This window comes from Bradyrhizobium sp. LMTR 3, from assembly GCF_001693485.1.
Lineage (GTDB): Bacteria > Pseudomonadota > Alphaproteobacteria > Rhizobiales > Xanthobacteraceae > Bradyrhizobium.
Genome location: NZ_MAXC01000021.1, coordinates 18,601 through 35,546, shown reverse-complemented (window position 1 = coordinate 35,546; position 16,946 = coordinate 18,601). Strand labels below are relative to the sequence as shown.

The window sequence follows — 16,946 nt, the reverse complement described above, 5'->3', positions numbered from 1 at the left end:
TTTGTCGCCGCGCTTTATGACCCAACCGATCCAGAAATGGCTTGAGCCAGCGTCCAAGCTCTTCATTCCAATCCAGCGTGTTGCCAACCATGGTCGGCCCCTCCAAAGGCCGACTACCCATGAATCATTGGAAAACTGATTTGGGAATCCTATGCCGCTCAAAATCTGCCAAAGTAGTGCTAGGTCGTGTGGACATTTACCTTAGCCAGAGCAGAGCTGCTGCGATAGTTACGACGGCGAAGTAATTTCGCGCGGTCTTTTCGTAGCGCGTTGCGACGCGCCGGAACCGCTTCAGTTTTGAGAAGCAACATTCGATCAGATGACGCTCGGCATAGAGGGGTTTGTTCAGCGGATATTTGATTGCCCGCGAGGGGTTGTTCGGAATGACGGCTTGAGCGCCTTTTGCGGCGATCGCGGATCGCAACGCATCGGAATCGTAGGCCGCATCGCCCATCACGACTTCGGCTGGAAGCCCCTCGATGAGCGGCTGGGCCTGAGGCGCATCGCCGGCTTGACCTGCCGTTAGGAAGAAGCGGATCGGGCAACCCAAGCCGCGGACAGCCATATGGATTTTTGTCGTCAGGCCGCCGCGCGAACGCCCGATGGCCTGATTTTGAGCCCCCCTTTTGCGCCGCTGGCGTGCTGGTGGGCGCGGACGATGGTGGAGTCAACGATCAGGTATTCAAAGTCCGGATCATCTGCGAGCGCTTCGAACATGCGCAGCCAGACCCCCTTGGCGCTCCATCGGCTGAAGCGTCGGAAGACGCTGTTCCATTCGCCAAACGCCTCGGGCAGATCACGCCACGGCGAACCGGTTCGCACGATCCATAACACCCCTTCGACAAACATCCGGTTGTCGCGGCCTGTCGAACCGCGCTGGTCCGGTCGACCGATGATCAGGCGGGAGATACGATCCCATTGTGCATCGCTCAGGACGAGGCGATCCATGACACCCAAGGCTTTCTCCTAAAAGAAAGCCTTGAATCACATTCCATCTGATTTGAGAATCCCAAGAGTCCACACGACCTAGGCGACCTGCCGTCGCGGCGACAGCCATCGTCTGGAGCAGGGTCAGCATAACTAACCGCGAAAATCGATGCTGCGTATGATGATGCCGGGCGGGGTCCCCTCGAACTCCCCCGCATCGAACTTGCGCGACGCGCATTGTTCGATGCGGTCGCGCAACCGAAGGAATTGCTCTTCACGCTCGCTGGTCGCCGTGCGCGACGCATGTTCAAGAGCGTCCATCGCGGAGGCGCTGACCGCGCAGGGTATTTCCCTCGGGCCGTCCATCATGGAGAACAGCAGCACCATGCGATCGAACTCATAACCGCGAATGTTTCCGCGCGCGAGTGTCATCGGGTGCTCCTCCCGAGAGAAAGGATACTTGAGGGAACGACAATTGAGAAACGATAAGTGCCTTGGCTTGTTCCCCATCTCTCCTAACGCTTACGCGAATAGTACTTCCGCCCACGTGCCGGCGGGTATAAATTTCCACTTGTCTGCACCGTGGCAAGCACCGCCAGTCCGGGGGCATTTGCATGCGCGTTCTTGCTCTGGTTCTCGCATTCCTCATCGGGTTGGGCACCCCTGCCCTCGCCGATGACGTCGCTACTGCCCAAAGCGTGATCCGCGCGCAGGAGCAGGCGTTCATCCGCGACGACGCCGCGGCCGCCTATTCTCACGCCGCACCCGAGATCAGGCAGATCTTTCCGCAAGCCGATATCTTCATGCAGATGGTCCGGCAGGGCTACGCGCCGGTCTATCGCCACAAGAGTTTCGAATTCGGCGAGGGGCGCGCCGCTGGCGGCGACATCGCCCAGCGCGTCCACATCGTCGACGACAATGGCGAAGCCTGGGAAGCGATGTACACGCTGGAGCAGCAGCCCGACGGCAGCCTGAAGATTACGGGCTGTTCGCTGCTGAAGGCGGGACAGGCAGTATAGCATCGCCACGAGGCGCCTCGCGTGACCGCACACAGGCCCTTGCATTCGTGCCGCGCTCAAATATACTTTAACAAATTTTACGCGCTTTGGTTGACGCCGCCGGATCGTCCGCGATTTTAGGGACACCTCGTCCTGCAGTTCATATTCGGCCTGGCATGGCACAGGCCACCGCTCCCTGCGACGGCAGGACTCGAGTCGCAGTCGGGCTATTGCGAGAGAGCCGATAGCATGGGCACTACGAAGAAGAAGATTCCGCCATCGCGCAAGAACCCGGAGCGCAAACTGACGCGCGCCACGATGATTGATCTGTACCAGGCGCGGCAGTATCTGGGGCTCGACACACTCAAGGAAACCGGCCTGCGCATGCCGGTCCGCGTCTACTTCAAGGACCCGGCGGTGGCGGCAGATACCGAGGGCGCCGGCATCGATGATGAATTCACGACCCCCTGGGAGCCGGGGCTCGGCGACGGCCCGACCAGCGCACGTTTCGCCGTGATCGACTACGACGCGACCAGAAACGTGCTGACGCCGCCCGCGATCTGGGACGCGCGGAACAACCGCTATCTGGCGCCCGACCGCAAGACGGTTCTCGATGAGAATACCAAGGAGCTCTATCAGTACCATCAACTGAGCGTCTGGGCGATCGTCCAGAACACGCTCGACTTCTTCGAGAGCGGTGCCGGCCTCGGCCGCCGCATCAGTTGGGCGTTCGAAGGCAACCGGCTAATTATCGTGCCGCATGCCGGCTACGGCGAGAACGCCTATTATGACCGGGGCAGCAAGTCGCTGCAGCTCTACTGGTTCGAGAGCGAAAAGGGCACGGTCTACACCTGCCTGTCCTCCGACATCGTGAACCACGAGTTCGGCCACGCCGTGCTCGATGGCCTGCGGCCCTATTATTTCGAATCTGTCGGCGCCCAGACGGCGGCGTTTCACGAATTCATGGGCGACCTCACTGCACTTCTGATGGCGTTCCGCAATAATGCCTTCCGCAGGGTCGTGCTGAAGGAAAGCAATGGCGCGCTTACCAACGCGCAGTTGCTCGCGGGACTGGCCCGCGAGTTCGGCGAGGCGACCGCGAACGCCCCGTATCTGCGAACCGCCCTGAACAAGCATACGATGCAGGATCTCGCCGGCAACCTCGAGCCGCACGCGCTGTCGGAGGTGCTGACCGGGGCGATGTTCGATATTCTCATGGGAGTATTCGCCAAGCACCAGAAGAACGAGGTCAGGCGCGCGAAGGCCGGCGGCAGCAAGAAGCCGAGCGACATCCGTGCGCTGGCCGACACAGTCCCCCGCATGCAGATGCTCGCGATCCAGCCGCTCGATCTGCTGCCGCCCTGCGCAGTGACGTTCAAGGACTACGCGCTGGCCGTGCTGCGCGCCGAGCAGGTCGCCAATCCGACCGATCCGTCGGGCTACCGCCAGTTGATGGTCGACTGCTTCATCAAGCGGGGCCTTCTCGAAGAGGCGGACCGCAAGCCGCTGATGGAGCCCGCGCCGGTGTTCAGGCGGCCGGCCCTCGACGTGTTCCACTCCGTGGAATCGATCGCCGCCTCGCGCGGCGGCGCCTACCGCTTCCTCGACGACAATCGCGCCAAGCTGTTTATTCCGTTCAGCACCGACATCGACGTCCCCGAGATCGTGCGCGCCAACAAGCGCACCCGCGACGGGCTGCCGCTGCCGCAGCAGACCATCGTGCAATATCTCTGGCGCGAGGAGCTGGTGCTCGAAGGTGGCAGGTTCGGCCGCTTTGCCGGGCAGCGCACCACGATGCTCTGCGGCGCCACCATGGTCCTCGACCAGAACGGCAACCTGATCCACTGGGTGCGCAAGCCCGGCACCGCCAGCGTCGGCACGTCGGAGGCGGCGCTCGCCGAGCAGACCGAAGGCATGCGCCGGAAGAAAGAGCTTCTGGACACGATCGCCGCCCGCGTCGCGGCAGGCATGATCGGCGAATCGATTGGCAGCGAGCTCGGCCTTCTGGAGCGAGCCACGCCGCCGTTTACCGTCGAGCATGTCGACGGCAAGCTGCGATTCGGCCTGGCGCCGCATTTCTCGCTCGACGACCACGATCACAACGGCACGGGGGATCGGCAATGGCAGATAAGCTTCTGATCCGGTTGTACGACGTAGGCCTCGGCGACTCCATCTATTGCCGGATGCCGAAGGCGCACAAGAACGGCAGGGATTTCCACATCCTGATTGACTGCGGAACGCTGAGCAGCACCGATTATCTTGCTGCCGCCATCGACAATCTGAAGACGATGCTGCCTGAAATCGACGGCAAGCGTCACGTCGATCTCTTGGTCGTGACCCACGAGCACAAGGATCATATGACCGGCTTCGGCATGGATCTCTGGGACGATCTGTCGTTCGGCGCGATCTGGATGAGCGCAGCGATGGATCTCGATCATCCCGAGGCGAAGCGGGCGAAGAAGCTCCACAGTTTCGCGGCCAACGCCATGGAGCAGGCGGTAAGGCTCAATCTCGCGCTCAGCCCGCCCTTGATGGAGCTTGCCGCGGCGCTAGCGCTCAACAAGACCGCGATGAAGACGCTGCGCGAGACCCTGCCCCAGGCGAGCAAGATCAAGCCGGTCTACGTTCATGCGAAGTCAAAGAAGGCCGATCTCGCCTTGCCGCTCAAGACCGACGCCACGGTCAGCGTGCTCGGGCCGGAAAAGGACATCGATTTCTACTATCTCGGTAAGGAAGGTGATCCCGCGCTGCGGCGGCTGGGTTTCATCGACACCGGCCTGCCAGACCCGTTGACCGCAGTGCCGCAGCCAGACGCCGTTCCGATGCCGGCGAATATCGATCCTGCCGATTTCCGTCAGTTGCGCTCGCGGATGCTGTCCACTGCGCTCGCCTTCGCCGACCTCGACGGCAAGGTCTGCAACAATACCAGCGTCGTGCTCCTGATCGAATGGAAAGGCAAGCGGCTGTTGTTCGTCGGCGACGCCGAATGGGACGGCGCCTACAAGGAGGGCACGAAGGCCAATTGCGCCTGGAACGTAATGTGGAATTTGCGCAAGGAGAAGCTGAAGGGCCCGCTCGCCTTCTATAAGATCGGCCACCACGGTAGCGTCAACGCCACCCCGTGGGGCATGACGGCGGCCGCCAGCGAGGGCGAGCCGCTCGCCATCCTCGATGCAATCCTGCCGGTGAAGTCGAAGGCCGGTGCAAAGGCTACCGTCTCGACCCGCCGCGGCAACTACGAGACCATTCCGCGCACGGACCTGCTCGCCGAAATTGGCAAGCGGGTTTCCAATACCAGGAATTACGCCAACGCCTTCAAGAAGGCCGGCAAGAAGACGTCGGCGGTGCCGAAATTCAGCGAGTTTGAGAAGAAGTCGTTTTCACAACCGCAGCCCTTGCGCACCGATCTCGAACGGATGCTGCAGGAGTCCAGGGGTTTTGTCGACGTCGAGATCGAGGCGTGAGGGAAGAATGAGGACTGACCGATAAATGGCAAAGGATGCTTACCATGTCAGACGAGAAACTTCGCAGTATTGACGATCGGCCGGCTGACGAAATTGCCAAGACATTGGACGAATACCCGAGCGATCTTCATAACGACCCGGACGACATGCCATCTGCCGCTGCAGATGGGGCCGCGTTGGCTGCATGGCGAGTGGCGAAGAGCTTGCTCCGGCTGCGAGATCAGATAAACGCAAAATTTCCTGGTCGAAAGAAAGATAGCGACGGAACGATTGGAGATACCGCCCACTGTCCCGGCACCTCGGACCACTGTCCAAATATCAGCGACGGCGGTGTCGGTGTCGTGACGGGCATGGACATTACCCATGATCCAGCGCATGGGTTGGTCTCGGGCGACGTCGCCGAGAAGCTCCGCCTGGGCCGCGACCCGCGCATCAAGTACATCATCTCAAATAGCCGAATCGCCAATTTCCAGGCCTTGGACGGGCACCCTGCGTTTGCCTGGCGCCCGTACAACAGCCAGAACCCACACGAGAAGCACTTTCATATTTCAGTGAAGCCCGGAAAGACCGGCCCCGGGGGTTACGACACCACAACCGACTGGAATATTTAGCAGGGTTGAGACTGCCTCACGCCATCGCCAGCCGTTGCCGCGCACGCATCAACAGCAGCACCATGATCCCGATGTTGAGCGCGTTCCACGCCAGCCCGTTGGCGAACGCGGCTCCGTAGGAGCCGGTGGCGTCGAAGATCGCACCCGAGATCCAGCCGCCGAACGACATGCCGAACACCGAAGCAAAGATCACGATGCCGACGCGGGTTGCGGCCTCGGAGGCCGGCATCGCCTCGCGCACGATGATGGCGTAGCTCGGCACGATGCCGCCCTGGAACAGGCCGAACATCGCCGAGATGACGTAGAGCGAGGTCAGGCTGTCGAAGAACAGATAGAACAGCAGCGCGGTGCCCTGCGCCACCGAGCCGATCAGGAGCGTGCGGATGCCGCCGATCTTGTCGGCGAGGAAGCCCGAGCCGATGCGGCTGATGATGCCGAAACCCAGCATCAGCGACAGCATTTCGGCGCCGCGCGCCACGCCATAACCGAGATCGCCGCAATAGGCGACGATATGCACCTGCGGCATCGACATCGCCACGCAGCAGGCGATGCCGGCCAGCGACAGGATCGCCGTCAGCGCATTGGTGGAAAGGCGCAGATCGACGCGCGGCGGCGCCGCGTTGTCATGGTCGCGCTGGCCCCCCGCCCCGATCAGCATCCGCAAGCCGACCAGCGCCAGCGTCATCGTCACCGCCGTAAAGATGCCGATCGCGATATGGCTGGTGCGCCAGCCGAGTTGTTCAATGCCGAAATTCACCAGCGGCGGCCAGATCGCGCCGCCGATGTAATTGCCGCTGGCGGCAATCGCCACCGCCAGCCCGCGGTAGCGGTCGAACCAGTGCGAGGCCTCCGCCATCAGCGGCCCGAAGGTGGCGGACGAGGAGAGCCCGATGGCGAAATGCACCAGGATAAAGTGCCAGACCGAGGTCGACATTCCCGCGACGACATAGCCGAGGCCCAAAATGCCGATGCCGAGCCCGATCGCGGTGACGATGCCGTAGCGGTCGGTGATCTTGCCGGTCAGCACCCCGCCGGAACCGAACCCGAGCATCACCATGGTAAAGGCCAGCGACGCGGTGCCGCGGCTCGCGGCAAACTCGGTCTGCACCACGGGCAGCGCGACCACCACCGACCACATGCCGACGCTGCCTAGCGAGCCGATCAGCACAGCCACGGCAAGCCGGATCCACGCCCGGCGCGAATCGGGAACGAACAGCTCGGAATCTCGGGAAAGCTCAGAAAAAATTACCACGGCCGGCGGAACTTCGGGGTCAAATCGCCCAAGGTCAAGCCACAATGCCGCGATATTGGGCATGCAGTTGTGGTGGGACGACGCTCACGCCCTTGGCGGAATCGGCGATTGGGGATAGTTTTCCCGCAATGTTCGTTCGCCTGACCAGACGGAAGCGCGCCAAAGCGGGGTGGTTTGTCGCCCTGCTCTATCTGTTTTGCGTGCTGGCGCCGGGCGTTGCACTGGCGCTCGGCGACGCCGCGTCATGCCTGATCGCGGTTCAGCCGGTTGCCGCCACACATACGCATGACCACTCCGAGCATGCGACTGCGCATGAGCATCATCACGCGCACGAAGGCCATGATGCCGATGCTGGCAACACCGCGCATGAGCCTGCCAAGCATGGACACGACAAGTCCTCGCCGGGGCCGTGCTGCGCCATGCTCTGTGTCTCCGGCATCGCGGCCGATCTGCCGACGGTTGTAAAGCCCTCGCAGCCGACCTCGCTCTGCGTCTCCGAGAATTCCTGGCGCCTGCCGGGTGAGCCACCCCCGCTCCACTACCGTCCTCCTATCACCTGATCCGACGTAACGACGTGGGCCGCAGCGCTACGCGCGCGCCCGTGGTCAACAGCAAGATCAGGGAATCATCATGTCTGCGCAATCTCATGCGTGGTTCGTCGCCATCGGTTCGGCGGACGGACGCCATGCCATCTTCAAGTCAGCGGTCCGCGGCGCCGTGATCGCCATTGCGATTGTAGTCGCGGGCTGCACACCTGTGACCACGCGCGTGGTCAGCGCCGATCCCGCAGATCCAACGGTCCGAGTAGCCCGCGTCGGCTACCGCTCGACGATTGCGCCCTACACTTCCTTGCGCCCGTCGACGCCCGCGCCCTGGCGCGAGCGCAACGAGAGTGTCACCCCGAAACAGCGCGGGAACAGCCATGCACATTAGTTTCATGTGGCGCACGCCGGCCATCGCCCTGCTATTGTCAACGGGCGCCGGCCTTTCCGGATGCGCATCGTTCTCGCCGGACTCCGGCATGGCCGTCGTGTCCGACGTCGCCAGCCAGACCATCGGCAAGGATGTCGCGTTCGTGCGCTCGGCCGACGGTGCCGAGCGGACCAGTGGCGCCGTGCGCCGGCTGCTCGGCCGCCCGCTCACGGTCGATACTGCCGTGCAGGTCGCGCTGCTGAGCAACAAGGGCCTGCAGGCCGCCTATAACGAACTGGCGTTGGCGGAGACCGATCTGGTCGAACAAAGCTTGCCGCCAAATCCGGTATTTGCCATTTCCCGCATCTCGGGCAATGGCAGCTATGAAATCGAGCGTCAGGTCGTCGGCGACATTCTGGCGCTCGCCACCTTGCCGTTCCGCTCCGAGATTGCGCGCGAACGCTTTCGTCAGGCGCAGCTCCGCGCCGCGCTGGAAACGCTGCGGCTCGCCGCCCAGGTCCGGCGCAGCTATCTCCGGTCAGTCGCCGCCAACGAGATGGTCGGCCTGCTCACCGATGCGAAATCGACCGCCGAGAGCACGGCGCAGCTCGCGAAAAAACTCGGCGAGACCGGCTCGCTCAACAAACTCGACCAGGCCCGCGAGCAGGTGTTTTACGCCGAAACCACCGCCGACCTCGCCACCGCGCGGCAGGAGGCGACCAGCGCCCGCGAACAGCTCACGCGCCTGATGGGCCTGTGGGGCGAGGATCTCGATTTCCGCCTGCCCAACCGCTTGCCTGCGCTGCCGCGGCGGCCGCGTTCGCTTCCCAGTATCGAAGCCGACGCGGTCGGCCACCGCATCGATCTGCAGATCGCACGCATGGAACTCGCGGCGCTCGAAAAATCGCTCGGCCTCACCCAGGCGACCCGCTTCGTCACGCTGCTCGATCTCGCCGGGGTATCCAAGCGGACCCGCGAGGACGACGGACCGCCCATCCGGGAGCGCGGCTTCGACATCGCGTTCCAGATACCGATCTTTGACGGCGGCGAGGTGCGGGTCCGTCAGACCGCGGAGAGGTACAACCAGGGCTTCAACCTGCTGACCGAAAGAGCCATCAACGTCCGCTCGGAAGCACGCGACGCCTACCGCGTCTACCGCTCGGCTTACGACATCGCCAGCCACTACCAGCGCGAAATCCTGCCGCTGCGTCAGATCATCACCGAGGAGATGCAGCTTCGCTTCTCCAGCATGCAGATCGACGTCTTCGCGCTGCTGACCGAAGCGCGGCAACGCCTCGCCTCCCTGCGCGCGGCAATCAACGCCAAGCGCGCATTCTGGCTGGCGCAATCCGACCTGCAGACCGCCGTCAATGGCGGCGGCTCGGAGGCTGCAAGGGAAACTCCAACGACCACGGCCGCGGCGGCGCCAGCCGCAGGCGGCGGGCACTAAAGGAGGCAAGACCATGTTTTCACGCAGAGGATTTCTCGGCACCGCCGCTCTCGTCGGCGCCAGCGCCGTCACCGGCCGCGTGCAGGCCGCCGCCATTCCGGAAGCGCCGACGATGGATAAGGCGGTGATGCAGCCGCCGCTACATCCGACCTCAGGCCCTGATTACCGGCCGGTGGTGACGTTGAACGGCTGGACGCTGCCGTGGCGCATGAACGGCGACTGGAAGGAATTCCACCTTGTGGCCGAGCCTGTCGTGCGCGAATTCGCCGAGGGCATGAAGGCCAATCTGTGGGGCTATAACGGCCAGGCGCCGGGCCCGACCATCGAGGCGGTCGAGGGCGACCAGGTGCGCATCTTCGTCACCAACCGCCTGCCCGAACACACCACCGTGCACTGGCACGGCATGATCCTGCCATCAGGCATGGACGGGGTCGGCGGGGTGACCCAACCGCACATCCCGCCCGGAAAAACCTTCGTCTACGAATTCGCGCTCAAGCACTCAGGCACCTTCATGTACCACCCGCATTCCGACGAGATGGTGCAGATGGCGATGGGCATGATGGGCATGTTCGTCGTCCATCCACGCGACCCCTCGTTCCGGCCGGTCGACCGCGACTTCGTCTTCGTCATGAGCAGCTACCTGATCGATCCCGGCACCTATTTGCCGAAGGTCAACGAGATGACCGACTTCAACATGTGGACATGGAATAGCCGCGTGTTTCCCGGCATCGACCCGCTGCCGGTACGGCTCGGCGACCGGGTCCGCGTCAGGATCGGCAACCTCACCATGACCAATCACCCGATCCACCTGCACGGCCACAACTTCTCGGTGAGTTGCACGGACGGCGGCTGGGTGCCTGAAAGCGCCCAATGGCCCGAAACAACTATTGACGTGCCCGTCGGGGCCATCCGCGCCTTCGATGTGCTCGCCGACAATCCGGGCGACTGGGCGTTCCACTGTCACAAGTCGCACCACACCATGAACGCGATGGGGCACGACGTGAAGAACCTGATCGGCGTGTCGCGGAACGATCTCGCGAAAGCCGTCGGCAAGCTCGCGCCCGACGCCATGGTGATGGGTTCGACCGGCATGGCGATGGGCGACATGGAAATGCCGGCGCCCGACAACACGCTGCCGATGATGACCGGCACCGGCCAGTTCGGCCCGATCGAAATGGGCGGCATGTTCACGGTGATGAAGATCCGCGAGGGGCTCGCGCGCGACGACTTCAAGGATCCAGGTCCGTACAAGTTTCCGAAAGGCACCGTCGCCTGGGAGATCGAGGCGCCGTCGAGCGAGCCCGCACGACAGGGACCGGCCAATACGAAACCACCTGCAAAGGATACGAAGGGCGCAAAGCCTGCGCATATGAAGCATATGCAGAAAATGTGAGAGCCCCCGAGCTAGCTCAAGCATGAACATCAACAGGAGAAGACAATGAAACTGAAACAACTCGTCCTGATCCCGGTCGCCGGCACCGCTCTGCTTGCGGCGCCGGCATACGCCGGTGAAGGCCCTCCCGGCCATCATCATCACGGCGATTCCTATTCGGCGGGAGAGCCAGGCAATCCCAAGAAGCCGGCGCGAATTGTGCAAGTCACCATGGGCGAATCCGACGGCAAGATGTTGTTCACACCGGCGAAGGTCGAAGTGAAAAAGGGTGAACAGGTAAAATTCGTCTTGCGCAACAACGGCGAGCTCGAACACGAATTCGTCCTGGCTTCGACAGCGGACAATCTCAAGCACGCTGAAGCCATGAAGAAGAATCCCGACATGGAGCACGACGATCCGAACGGGAAGCGGCTTGCGCCGAAGAAGAGCGACGAGATTGTCTGGAGATTCACGAAGAAGGGCGAATTCGAATATTCCTGTCTGATCCCCGGCCATCGGGAAGCAGGAATGACCGGAACGGTGGTCGTGAAGTAGTTCGAGTCAATAACCTAGCTCAGTGAAAAGGGAATGAGCATGAGGATCAAAAAGTTCACATTGGCCGCTCTGTCGCTTTCGCTCGCCTTGGGAATCGGAGCGACCGTTGCGCAGGCGGAAATGGTCAACGGCGAAGTCAGGAAAGTGGACGAGGCGGCGGGCAAGATCACCCTGAAGCATGGCCCGATCAAGAACCTCGACATGGAGGAGCCAATGACGATGGTCTTCCGTGTGCAGGATCCGGCGATGCTGAAGCAGGTCAAGGTTGGCGACAAGGTTCAGTTCGAAGCGGAGCGGGCCGCAGCCGGCATCACGATCACGAAAATGCAGAAGGGCAAATAGGGCTAATGCTCGGCGTCGCGGCACCCGCGCCGCGGCGCCGCCTCTCAACCGCCGTCGCTCTGACATCCACTCTGGCGAGGAAGGAGCGGCCGCGCGCGGAAGACTGTCGAAACCGACCGCCGCTGCTCGATCCTAATCCGAGCACCGGTAGGTGTCCGTGCTCAAGTTGCCCGCTTTCAAGCTCGCAGGACGGGTTGAGGCAGAACGATCGACGAGGCGGCCGAAAGGGTCACCTTGAAGCGGCCCCATGGAGAGCCTTGGCATGGGGAATGCTGCCCGATCCCATCGCGGAACCACCATTGAGCCCTGGCGTTTGATCGGTGCTGCGGTTCGAGGTGTGACGATGCGCAAGCACCACTATGGTCATCTCGCGGTCATGACCGCGTTGTCCTTTATCGCGATGTTCATCCTGATGTACGCAATGGTCGATCGTTTCGCAAACGTGTACCCGAACATCAATCAGTTCTACATGGCAGGGCTGATGGCCGCGCCGATGGCTATCATCGAGTTGCTGGTGATGCGCGGCATGTATCCGGACGCCAGGATGAACCTGATCGTTGGAGGCGTGGCCGTTGTCGCCGCGGTGCTCTTCTTCCTCGGCATCCGCGCCCAGACGGCGGTAGCCGACGTGCAGTTCATCAAGTCGATGATCCCGCACCATGCCGGCGCAATTCTGATGTGCGAACGGTCGGCGATTTCGGACGCAGAGCTCGTGAAACTCTGCCAGGAGATCGTCAAGGGACAGCAGCAGGAGATCGACCAGATGAAGCAAATCCTCGCCCGGCTCGATAAATAGCGGCCTCGGTGAACGAGCCCGATTTTGTGGTTTGAATGATCCACAAATCCACGCCACATTGTGCCTGGAGATCTCGGGGAAAAGGTGAAGTCAATGAGCGAGACACGACATCGCATCGCCCGACGGTCCTTCCTCGGTGCGATCGCCGCGGTAGCGGCAGGCCGGACAATCGTGTCCGCCTTTGCCGCTATCCCCGTGGTCACCGTCCACAAGGATCCGAACTGCGGCTGTTGTTCGGGCTGGGTCGATCATCTGCGTGCGGCCGGCTTCCCGGTCGAGGTGCATGACGCCGCCGATCTTGCACCGATCAAGCAGCAGCATGGCATTCCGCCTGAGCTCGCCGCTTGCCACACCGCGGTCGTGAACGGCTATGCGATCGAAGGACATGTGCCGGCGCTCGCGATCCAGCGCTTGCTGGCGGAGCGTCCGAACGCCAAGGGTCTTGCCGTTCCCGGCATGCCGGTTGGGTCACCCGGAATGGAAGGCGGAACGCCGCAACCTTACACCGTCGTGTTGTTTGGGCCGGCCGGGCAAAGTCCTTACATGCGCTTCATCGGAACGCAGCGGATTGACACTTAGTCCGCAAGATGGATGGAGCGAAGCGCTACCCAAGTCGCGGAGTTTATCATCGGGCCGGCCGAAGGCCGACCCGTTGGCTCCACCCACCCTACGCTGGCGCGGTACGGATCCGAAAAATGCTGTACAAGGTGATGGAGAACGCTCACCGGCTCGTTGCTGAACATTGGCGCGGCCGAGGTGAAGGCAGCGAAACGAGACGCCCGTGCGAAGGATTGATGATCAGACTTTTCTGCTCTTGCTGTTTGCCGTTACGCTGGCATTCGCCTGGATTTTGCAGCCGTTCTACGGCGCCGTCCTGTGGGCGATCATTGTAGCCGTCATCTTTGCGCCGGTGAATCGGGCGCTGCTGCAATCGATGCCCGGCAGGCCGAACCTCGCGGCCCTAGTAACCGTCCTGCTTATCATCGCGATCGTACTCATACCGCTGGCGATGGTTGCGGCCTCCCTGGTGCAGGAAGCAACGAGTCTCTTTGAGAAGATCAGGTCCGGAGAATATGATTTCGCCGGCTACATCCAGCGTGTCTTCGATGCACTGCCGGCTTGGGCAACCCGTTGGCTGGAGCGGTTCAACCTGACAAATCTTTCAGGGCTTCGCGAAACATTGTCGTCCAGCCTGATGAAGGGCGGTCAGGTCCTGGCTCCCCAGGCGCTTACCATCGGGATGAACACTTTCGAGTTCGTGATCAGCCTCGGCATCATGCTGTACCTGCTGTTTTTCCTGACGCGCGACGGCAGGGCAGTGGCGGACCTGATCAAGCAGGCTGTTCCACTCCACGGCGATCAGAAGTCAGCGCTCTTCACCAGGTTCGCCGATGTCGTTCGCGCCACCGTCAAGGGTGGGGTTCTGGTGGCCATTGTCCAGGGCGCGCTCGGCGGCTTGGCGTTCTGGTTCCTCGGGGTTCACGCGCCGATTTTGTGGGCCGTGCTGATGGCGTTCCTGTCGCTGCTGCCGGCTATCGGAGCCGCGTTGGTCTGGCTCCCCGTCGCGATCTACTTTCTCACAACCGGCGCCGTTTGGCAGGGCATCGGGCTGATCGCCTATGGCGTGCTGATCATTGGCCTCGTGGACAATGTGCTGCGTCCATTCCTGGTCGGCAAGGATACCAAGCTGCCGGATTACGTCGTGCTGATTTCCACGCTGGGCGGCATCGAAGTCTTCGGCCTCAACGGTTTTGTCATCGGCCCGCTGATCGCCGCGATCTTCATGGTGAGCTGGGAGATTTTTTCGACGTCCAGGCGGACGTCACGGGATGAGCGGGTGGGCGACGGGTAGCACTCTCCAACGGCAAACGCGTAGGATGGGTGGAGCGCAGCGATACCCATCACCTTCGTTGAATGGAAATGTTGACGATGGGTATCGCTTCGCTCCACCCATCCTACATTCCATCCCCTACCCCAACTCAAACGTCGTGACACCGAATACCCGCTCCAGCCGCAGCGGCGGGATTGCGCCGGTATACATGCGCGCCGTCTCGAACACCGGCGCGAGCCCAAAACCTTCCGCCAGTGCGACTGCGTCGCGGTTGATGCTGGGCACGTCCAGAAAAATCTGGCCGCCACCCACCTTGGCAAGCAAGGCGGACAATACCGCTTCCGCGGTAGCGCGGTCGTCGGCCACCAGCGGCCCGATCTTAAAACCCTTCCGGCATGGCCGGATGACGCCCCAGCCCGCAAGCCGGCCATCGCGCACGACCGCGCACCCGACATGTCCGGGCGAGCCGATCCAGGTCCGCAGGAACGCCGGCCGCTGTGCCGGAAACACCGTCGCGTCGTCTGCTTCCACATCAGCTAGCGGGACTTCGCTCAAGTCAATCACCCCGGCCCGCGGCGAACTCGGTGCCGCGACCATGCCGCCATAGCGGACGTTGGCATAAGCGAGTTCGAATCCGGACTTCCTGTAATTGTCCTGCTGCGCCGTCACGCCATCGAGTCCGATCACGCGCGTGCCGGCATGTGCGATGGCCGCATTCCATATCCGCAAGCCGTAACCTTTGCCGCGCAAATCCGGTCGCACGATGTAAAAGCCGAGAAAGGAAAAGCCCGCGCCGTAATTGACGCAAGAGACGGTCGCGACAGGCGCGCCATCGATCTCGCCGATGAAAAAGCCGTGCGGATCAACGGACGAAAAACAGGCCGCATCCGCAAGCCCCGGATTCCAGCCTTCGGCGGCGGCCCACTCGATGGCAAGTGAGATTTCGTCCGGCCGCATCGTGCGGATGTTTAGGTCGTTCATGAGAGGCGATCCTTCGGATGCGTGTCTTCAGCCGTCATTGCGAGCCACCCGGTCGGCGCAAAGCGCCGCCGGATGACAGGCTCCGCGAAGCAATCCATCGTGCCGCAACAAGAGTATGGATTGCTTCGTCGCTTCGCTCCTCGCAATTGTGCATCGACAGCAATGACGGCTATTCCGAAACCGTGTACTTGAGCGCGCTGCGCAGTTCCTCAACTCACGATACCGACACGCGAATGTGTGCGCAGTCCAGAAATGGCACACTTCTTCGCCCAAAATAACATTGCGCACCTCGATTTGTTTAGCGAAAATTAACCACGCTGGCTGGCGCGGCTTGAGTAGTTGGAGGCTTCACACATGTACCGATCATCGCTCACGCTGGCTTTCGTTGTGCTGTGTTCCACGGCTGCCACGGCCAGCGACCTGTCATCCGTCTACGTCGCGCCGGGCGGAATCTACGCGCCTTCCGCAAACATCAATGTGCGCCCGCGACCGGCTTATCGGCCGTACGCGGAACCCGATTACCGATATCGCTCTTACGGTGTGCCGGACTCCGCCTACCGCGCACCGGCGGCGGTCTATGGCGAGTACGGAACGCCCTACCCTGCGCAGCCCGTCTATGTCGAACGCGCGCCCGCCTATTCCGAACGCTACTACGCGCGGGAATACGACTATGCGGGCGAATACGCGCCGCGGCCGCCGCTGCCCGTCCCCTACCGCGCGCGGGCGCGATGCGACGACGGTTATGGCAGGTGGAGCTATTGCGATTGAGCCGCCTACGCAGATTCGTATTGCGGTGACAGTGCGTAGGATGGGTGGAGCGCAGCGATACCCATCATACCGCTCCGTGCAAGAAGGCTGATGGGTATCGCTTCGCTCCACCCATCCTACATCCCTGCTGCGTGCTAACGCGGAACTAACATTTGTTTATGGCCGGGTGGGATGCGCGCGGCATCCCCGCATCAGCCTGGTGTGGGTGTCGGGCCGTATCTGCTGCAGCAAGGGCCTTAGCTCCGTCAGGAGCGAGGCCCTTATTTTCAACGCATGTGGACAAATGCCGGCGAAGTGCTTCCGGTAACTTCCGGCCAGTCGTCGGACACGCGCCAAGCTGCCACTCCGACGCACACGGTGAGCATCAGGGACATCACGAGCAGAAGCATAAAGGAAAACTGGCTCAACTCCCTTGCCCCGCGAACCACGTTCAAATTTTGAGGAAGCGAGCACGGTCTGCCGAGTCGGACAATGCAGTTCGGCTGACCTAAGCGGAGTTTTCCCCACGCGAGATTTTGCAGGTTGGATGGGTGGAGCGGCCCTATCGGCTTATGCGACTTCGAAGCTAGCAGACGTTAGTCCGGGCATCTGAGTTCAGAAGAAGATAGTCACTCGCGGCCGGAGACGGCCCGATCTTTCTATCTCGCCGCAAGATAGCGGCTTGAAAGATCGCAACCACAACCATCA

17 protein-coding genes and 1 pseudogene are annotated in these 16,946 nt (G+C 62.1%); 14 read left to right on the top strand and 4 right to left on the bottom strand.

Going from position 1 to position 16,946, the window contains the following annotated elements; translation table 11 throughout:
• Nucleotides 1-196 precede the first annotated feature (196 nt).
• Nucleotides 197-948 (bottom strand): annotated as a pseudogene (locus tag LMTR3_RS36565) (IS5 family transposase).
• Between the two features lie 132 nt (nt 949-1,080).
• A complete protein-coding gene (locus tag LMTR3_RS16910; protein WP_065746204.1) occupies nt 1,081-1,359 on the bottom strand; it encodes a DUF1488 family protein in 279 nt (92 codons plus the stop codon).
• Nucleotides 1,360-1,541: 182 nt separating this feature from the next.
• Here LMTR3_RS16910 and LMTR3_RS16905 point away from each other — a divergent pair, with 182 nt between their 5' ends.
• From LMTR3_RS16905 to LMTR3_RS16890, 4 genes are all read left to right on the top strand, one after another.
• Complete coding sequence (locus LMTR3_RS16905; protein ID WP_065746203.1) at nt 1,542-1,946, top strand: DUF4864 domain-containing protein; 405 nt, start codon at nt 1,542-1,544, stop codon at nt 1,944-1,946.
• A 228-nt stretch (nt 1,947-2,174) separates the two neighbouring features.
• On the top strand, nt 2,175-4,064 hold the full coding sequence (locus tag LMTR3_RS16900; protein ID WP_245319920.1) for a gluzincin family metallopeptidase: 1,890 nt from the start codon (nt 2,175-2,177) through the stop codon (nt 4,062-4,064).
• Nucleotides 4,046-5,389: a ComEC/Rec2 family competence protein gene (locus LMTR3_RS16895; RefSeq protein WP_065746202.1), complete on the top strand. Its 1,344-nt coding sequence runs from the start codon at nt 4,046-4,048 to the stop codon at nt 5,387-5,389. The genes LMTR3_RS16900 and LMTR3_RS16895 overlap by 19 nt, the downstream gene beginning before the upstream one ends.
• 44 nt (nt 5,390-5,433) lie before the next feature.
• Complete coding sequence (locus LMTR3_RS16890) at nt 5,434-6,000, top strand: hypothetical protein (protein WP_210184710.1); 567 nt, start codon at nt 5,434-5,436, stop codon at nt 5,998-6,000.
• 16 nt (nt 6,001-6,016) lie between these two features.
• Here LMTR3_RS16890 and LMTR3_RS16885 read toward each other — a convergent pair whose 3' ends face one another.
• Nucleotides 6,017-7,216 carry an MFS transporter gene (locus LMTR3_RS16885; RefSeq protein WP_245319921.1) on the bottom strand — a complete coding sequence of 400 codons (1,200 nt, stop codon included), beginning with the start codon at nt 7,214-7,216 and terminating at the stop codon, nt 6,017-6,019.
• Between the two features lie 164 nt (nt 7,217-7,380).
• Between LMTR3_RS16885 and LMTR3_RS16880 the strand changes: the two genes are divergently transcribed.
• From LMTR3_RS16880 to LMTR3_RS16840, 9 genes are all read left to right on the top strand, one after another.
• Nucleotides 7,381-7,812: a hypothetical protein gene (locus LMTR3_RS16880; RefSeq protein ID WP_065746201.1), complete on the top strand. Its 432-nt coding sequence runs from the start codon at nt 7,381-7,383 to the stop codon at nt 7,810-7,812.
• Between the two features lie 70 nt (nt 7,813-7,882).
• Entirely contained in the window at nt 7,883-8,185 is a 303-nt protein-coding gene (locus tag LMTR3_RS16875; RefSeq protein WP_065746200.1) for a hypothetical protein, read from the top strand.
• Complete coding sequence (locus tag LMTR3_RS16870) at nt 8,175-9,614, top strand: TolC family protein (RefSeq protein WP_245319919.1); 1,440 nt, start codon at nt 8,175-8,177, stop codon at nt 9,612-9,614. The genes LMTR3_RS16875 and LMTR3_RS16870 overlap by 11 nt, the downstream gene beginning before the upstream one ends.
• Nucleotides 9,615-9,627: 13 nt before the next feature.
• The gene (locus tag LMTR3_RS16865) at nt 9,628-11,007 is read left to right on the top strand and encodes a multicopper oxidase family protein (protein WP_065746198.1); all 1,380 of its coding nucleotides are present in this window, start codon (nt 9,628-9,630) and stop codon (nt 11,005-11,007) included.
• Between the two features lie 45 nt (nt 11,008-11,052).
• Entirely contained in the window at nt 11,053-11,541 is a 489-nt protein-coding gene (locus LMTR3_RS16860; RefSeq protein WP_065746197.1) for a cupredoxin domain-containing protein, read from the top strand.
• Between the two features lie 39 nt (nt 11,542-11,580).
• Complete coding sequence (locus LMTR3_RS16855) at nt 11,581-11,883, top strand: copper-binding protein (protein WP_084029674.1); 303 nt, start codon at nt 11,581-11,583, stop codon at nt 11,881-11,883.
• A gap of 343 nt (nt 11,884-12,226) precedes the next feature.
• Nucleotides 12,227-12,679 carry a DUF305 domain-containing protein gene (locus tag LMTR3_RS16850; RefSeq protein ID WP_065746195.1) on the top strand — a complete coding sequence of 151 codons (453 nt, stop codon included), beginning with the start codon at nt 12,227-12,229 and terminating at the stop codon, nt 12,677-12,679.
• Nucleotides 12,680-12,772: 93 nt separating this feature from the next.
• Nucleotides 12,773-13,258: a DUF411 domain-containing protein gene (locus LMTR3_RS16845; RefSeq protein WP_065746194.1), complete on the top strand. Its 486-nt coding sequence runs from the start codon at nt 12,773-12,775 to the stop codon at nt 13,256-13,258.
• Nucleotides 13,259-13,460: 202 nt separating this feature from the next.
• Entirely contained in the window at nt 13,461-14,531 is a 1,071-nt protein-coding gene (locus LMTR3_RS16840; RefSeq protein WP_065746193.1) for an AI-2E family transporter, read from the top strand.
• Nucleotides 14,532-14,648: 117 nt separating this feature from the next.
• On the opposite strand, the gene LMTR3_RS16835 is transcribed toward LMTR3_RS16840, so the two are convergent.
• On the bottom strand, nt 14,649-15,491 hold the full coding sequence (locus tag LMTR3_RS16835; RefSeq protein ID WP_065746192.1) for a GNAT family N-acetyltransferase: 843 nt from the start codon (nt 15,489-15,491) through the stop codon (nt 14,649-14,651).
• 354 nt (nt 15,492-15,845) lie between these two features.
• On the opposite strand from LMTR3_RS16835, the gene LMTR3_RS16830 reads away from it, so the two are divergent.
• Complete coding sequence (locus tag LMTR3_RS16830; protein ID WP_065746191.1) at nt 15,846-16,259, top strand: hypothetical protein; 414 nt, start codon at nt 15,846-15,848, stop codon at nt 16,257-16,259.
• Nucleotides 16,260-16,946 lie beyond the last annotated feature (687 nt).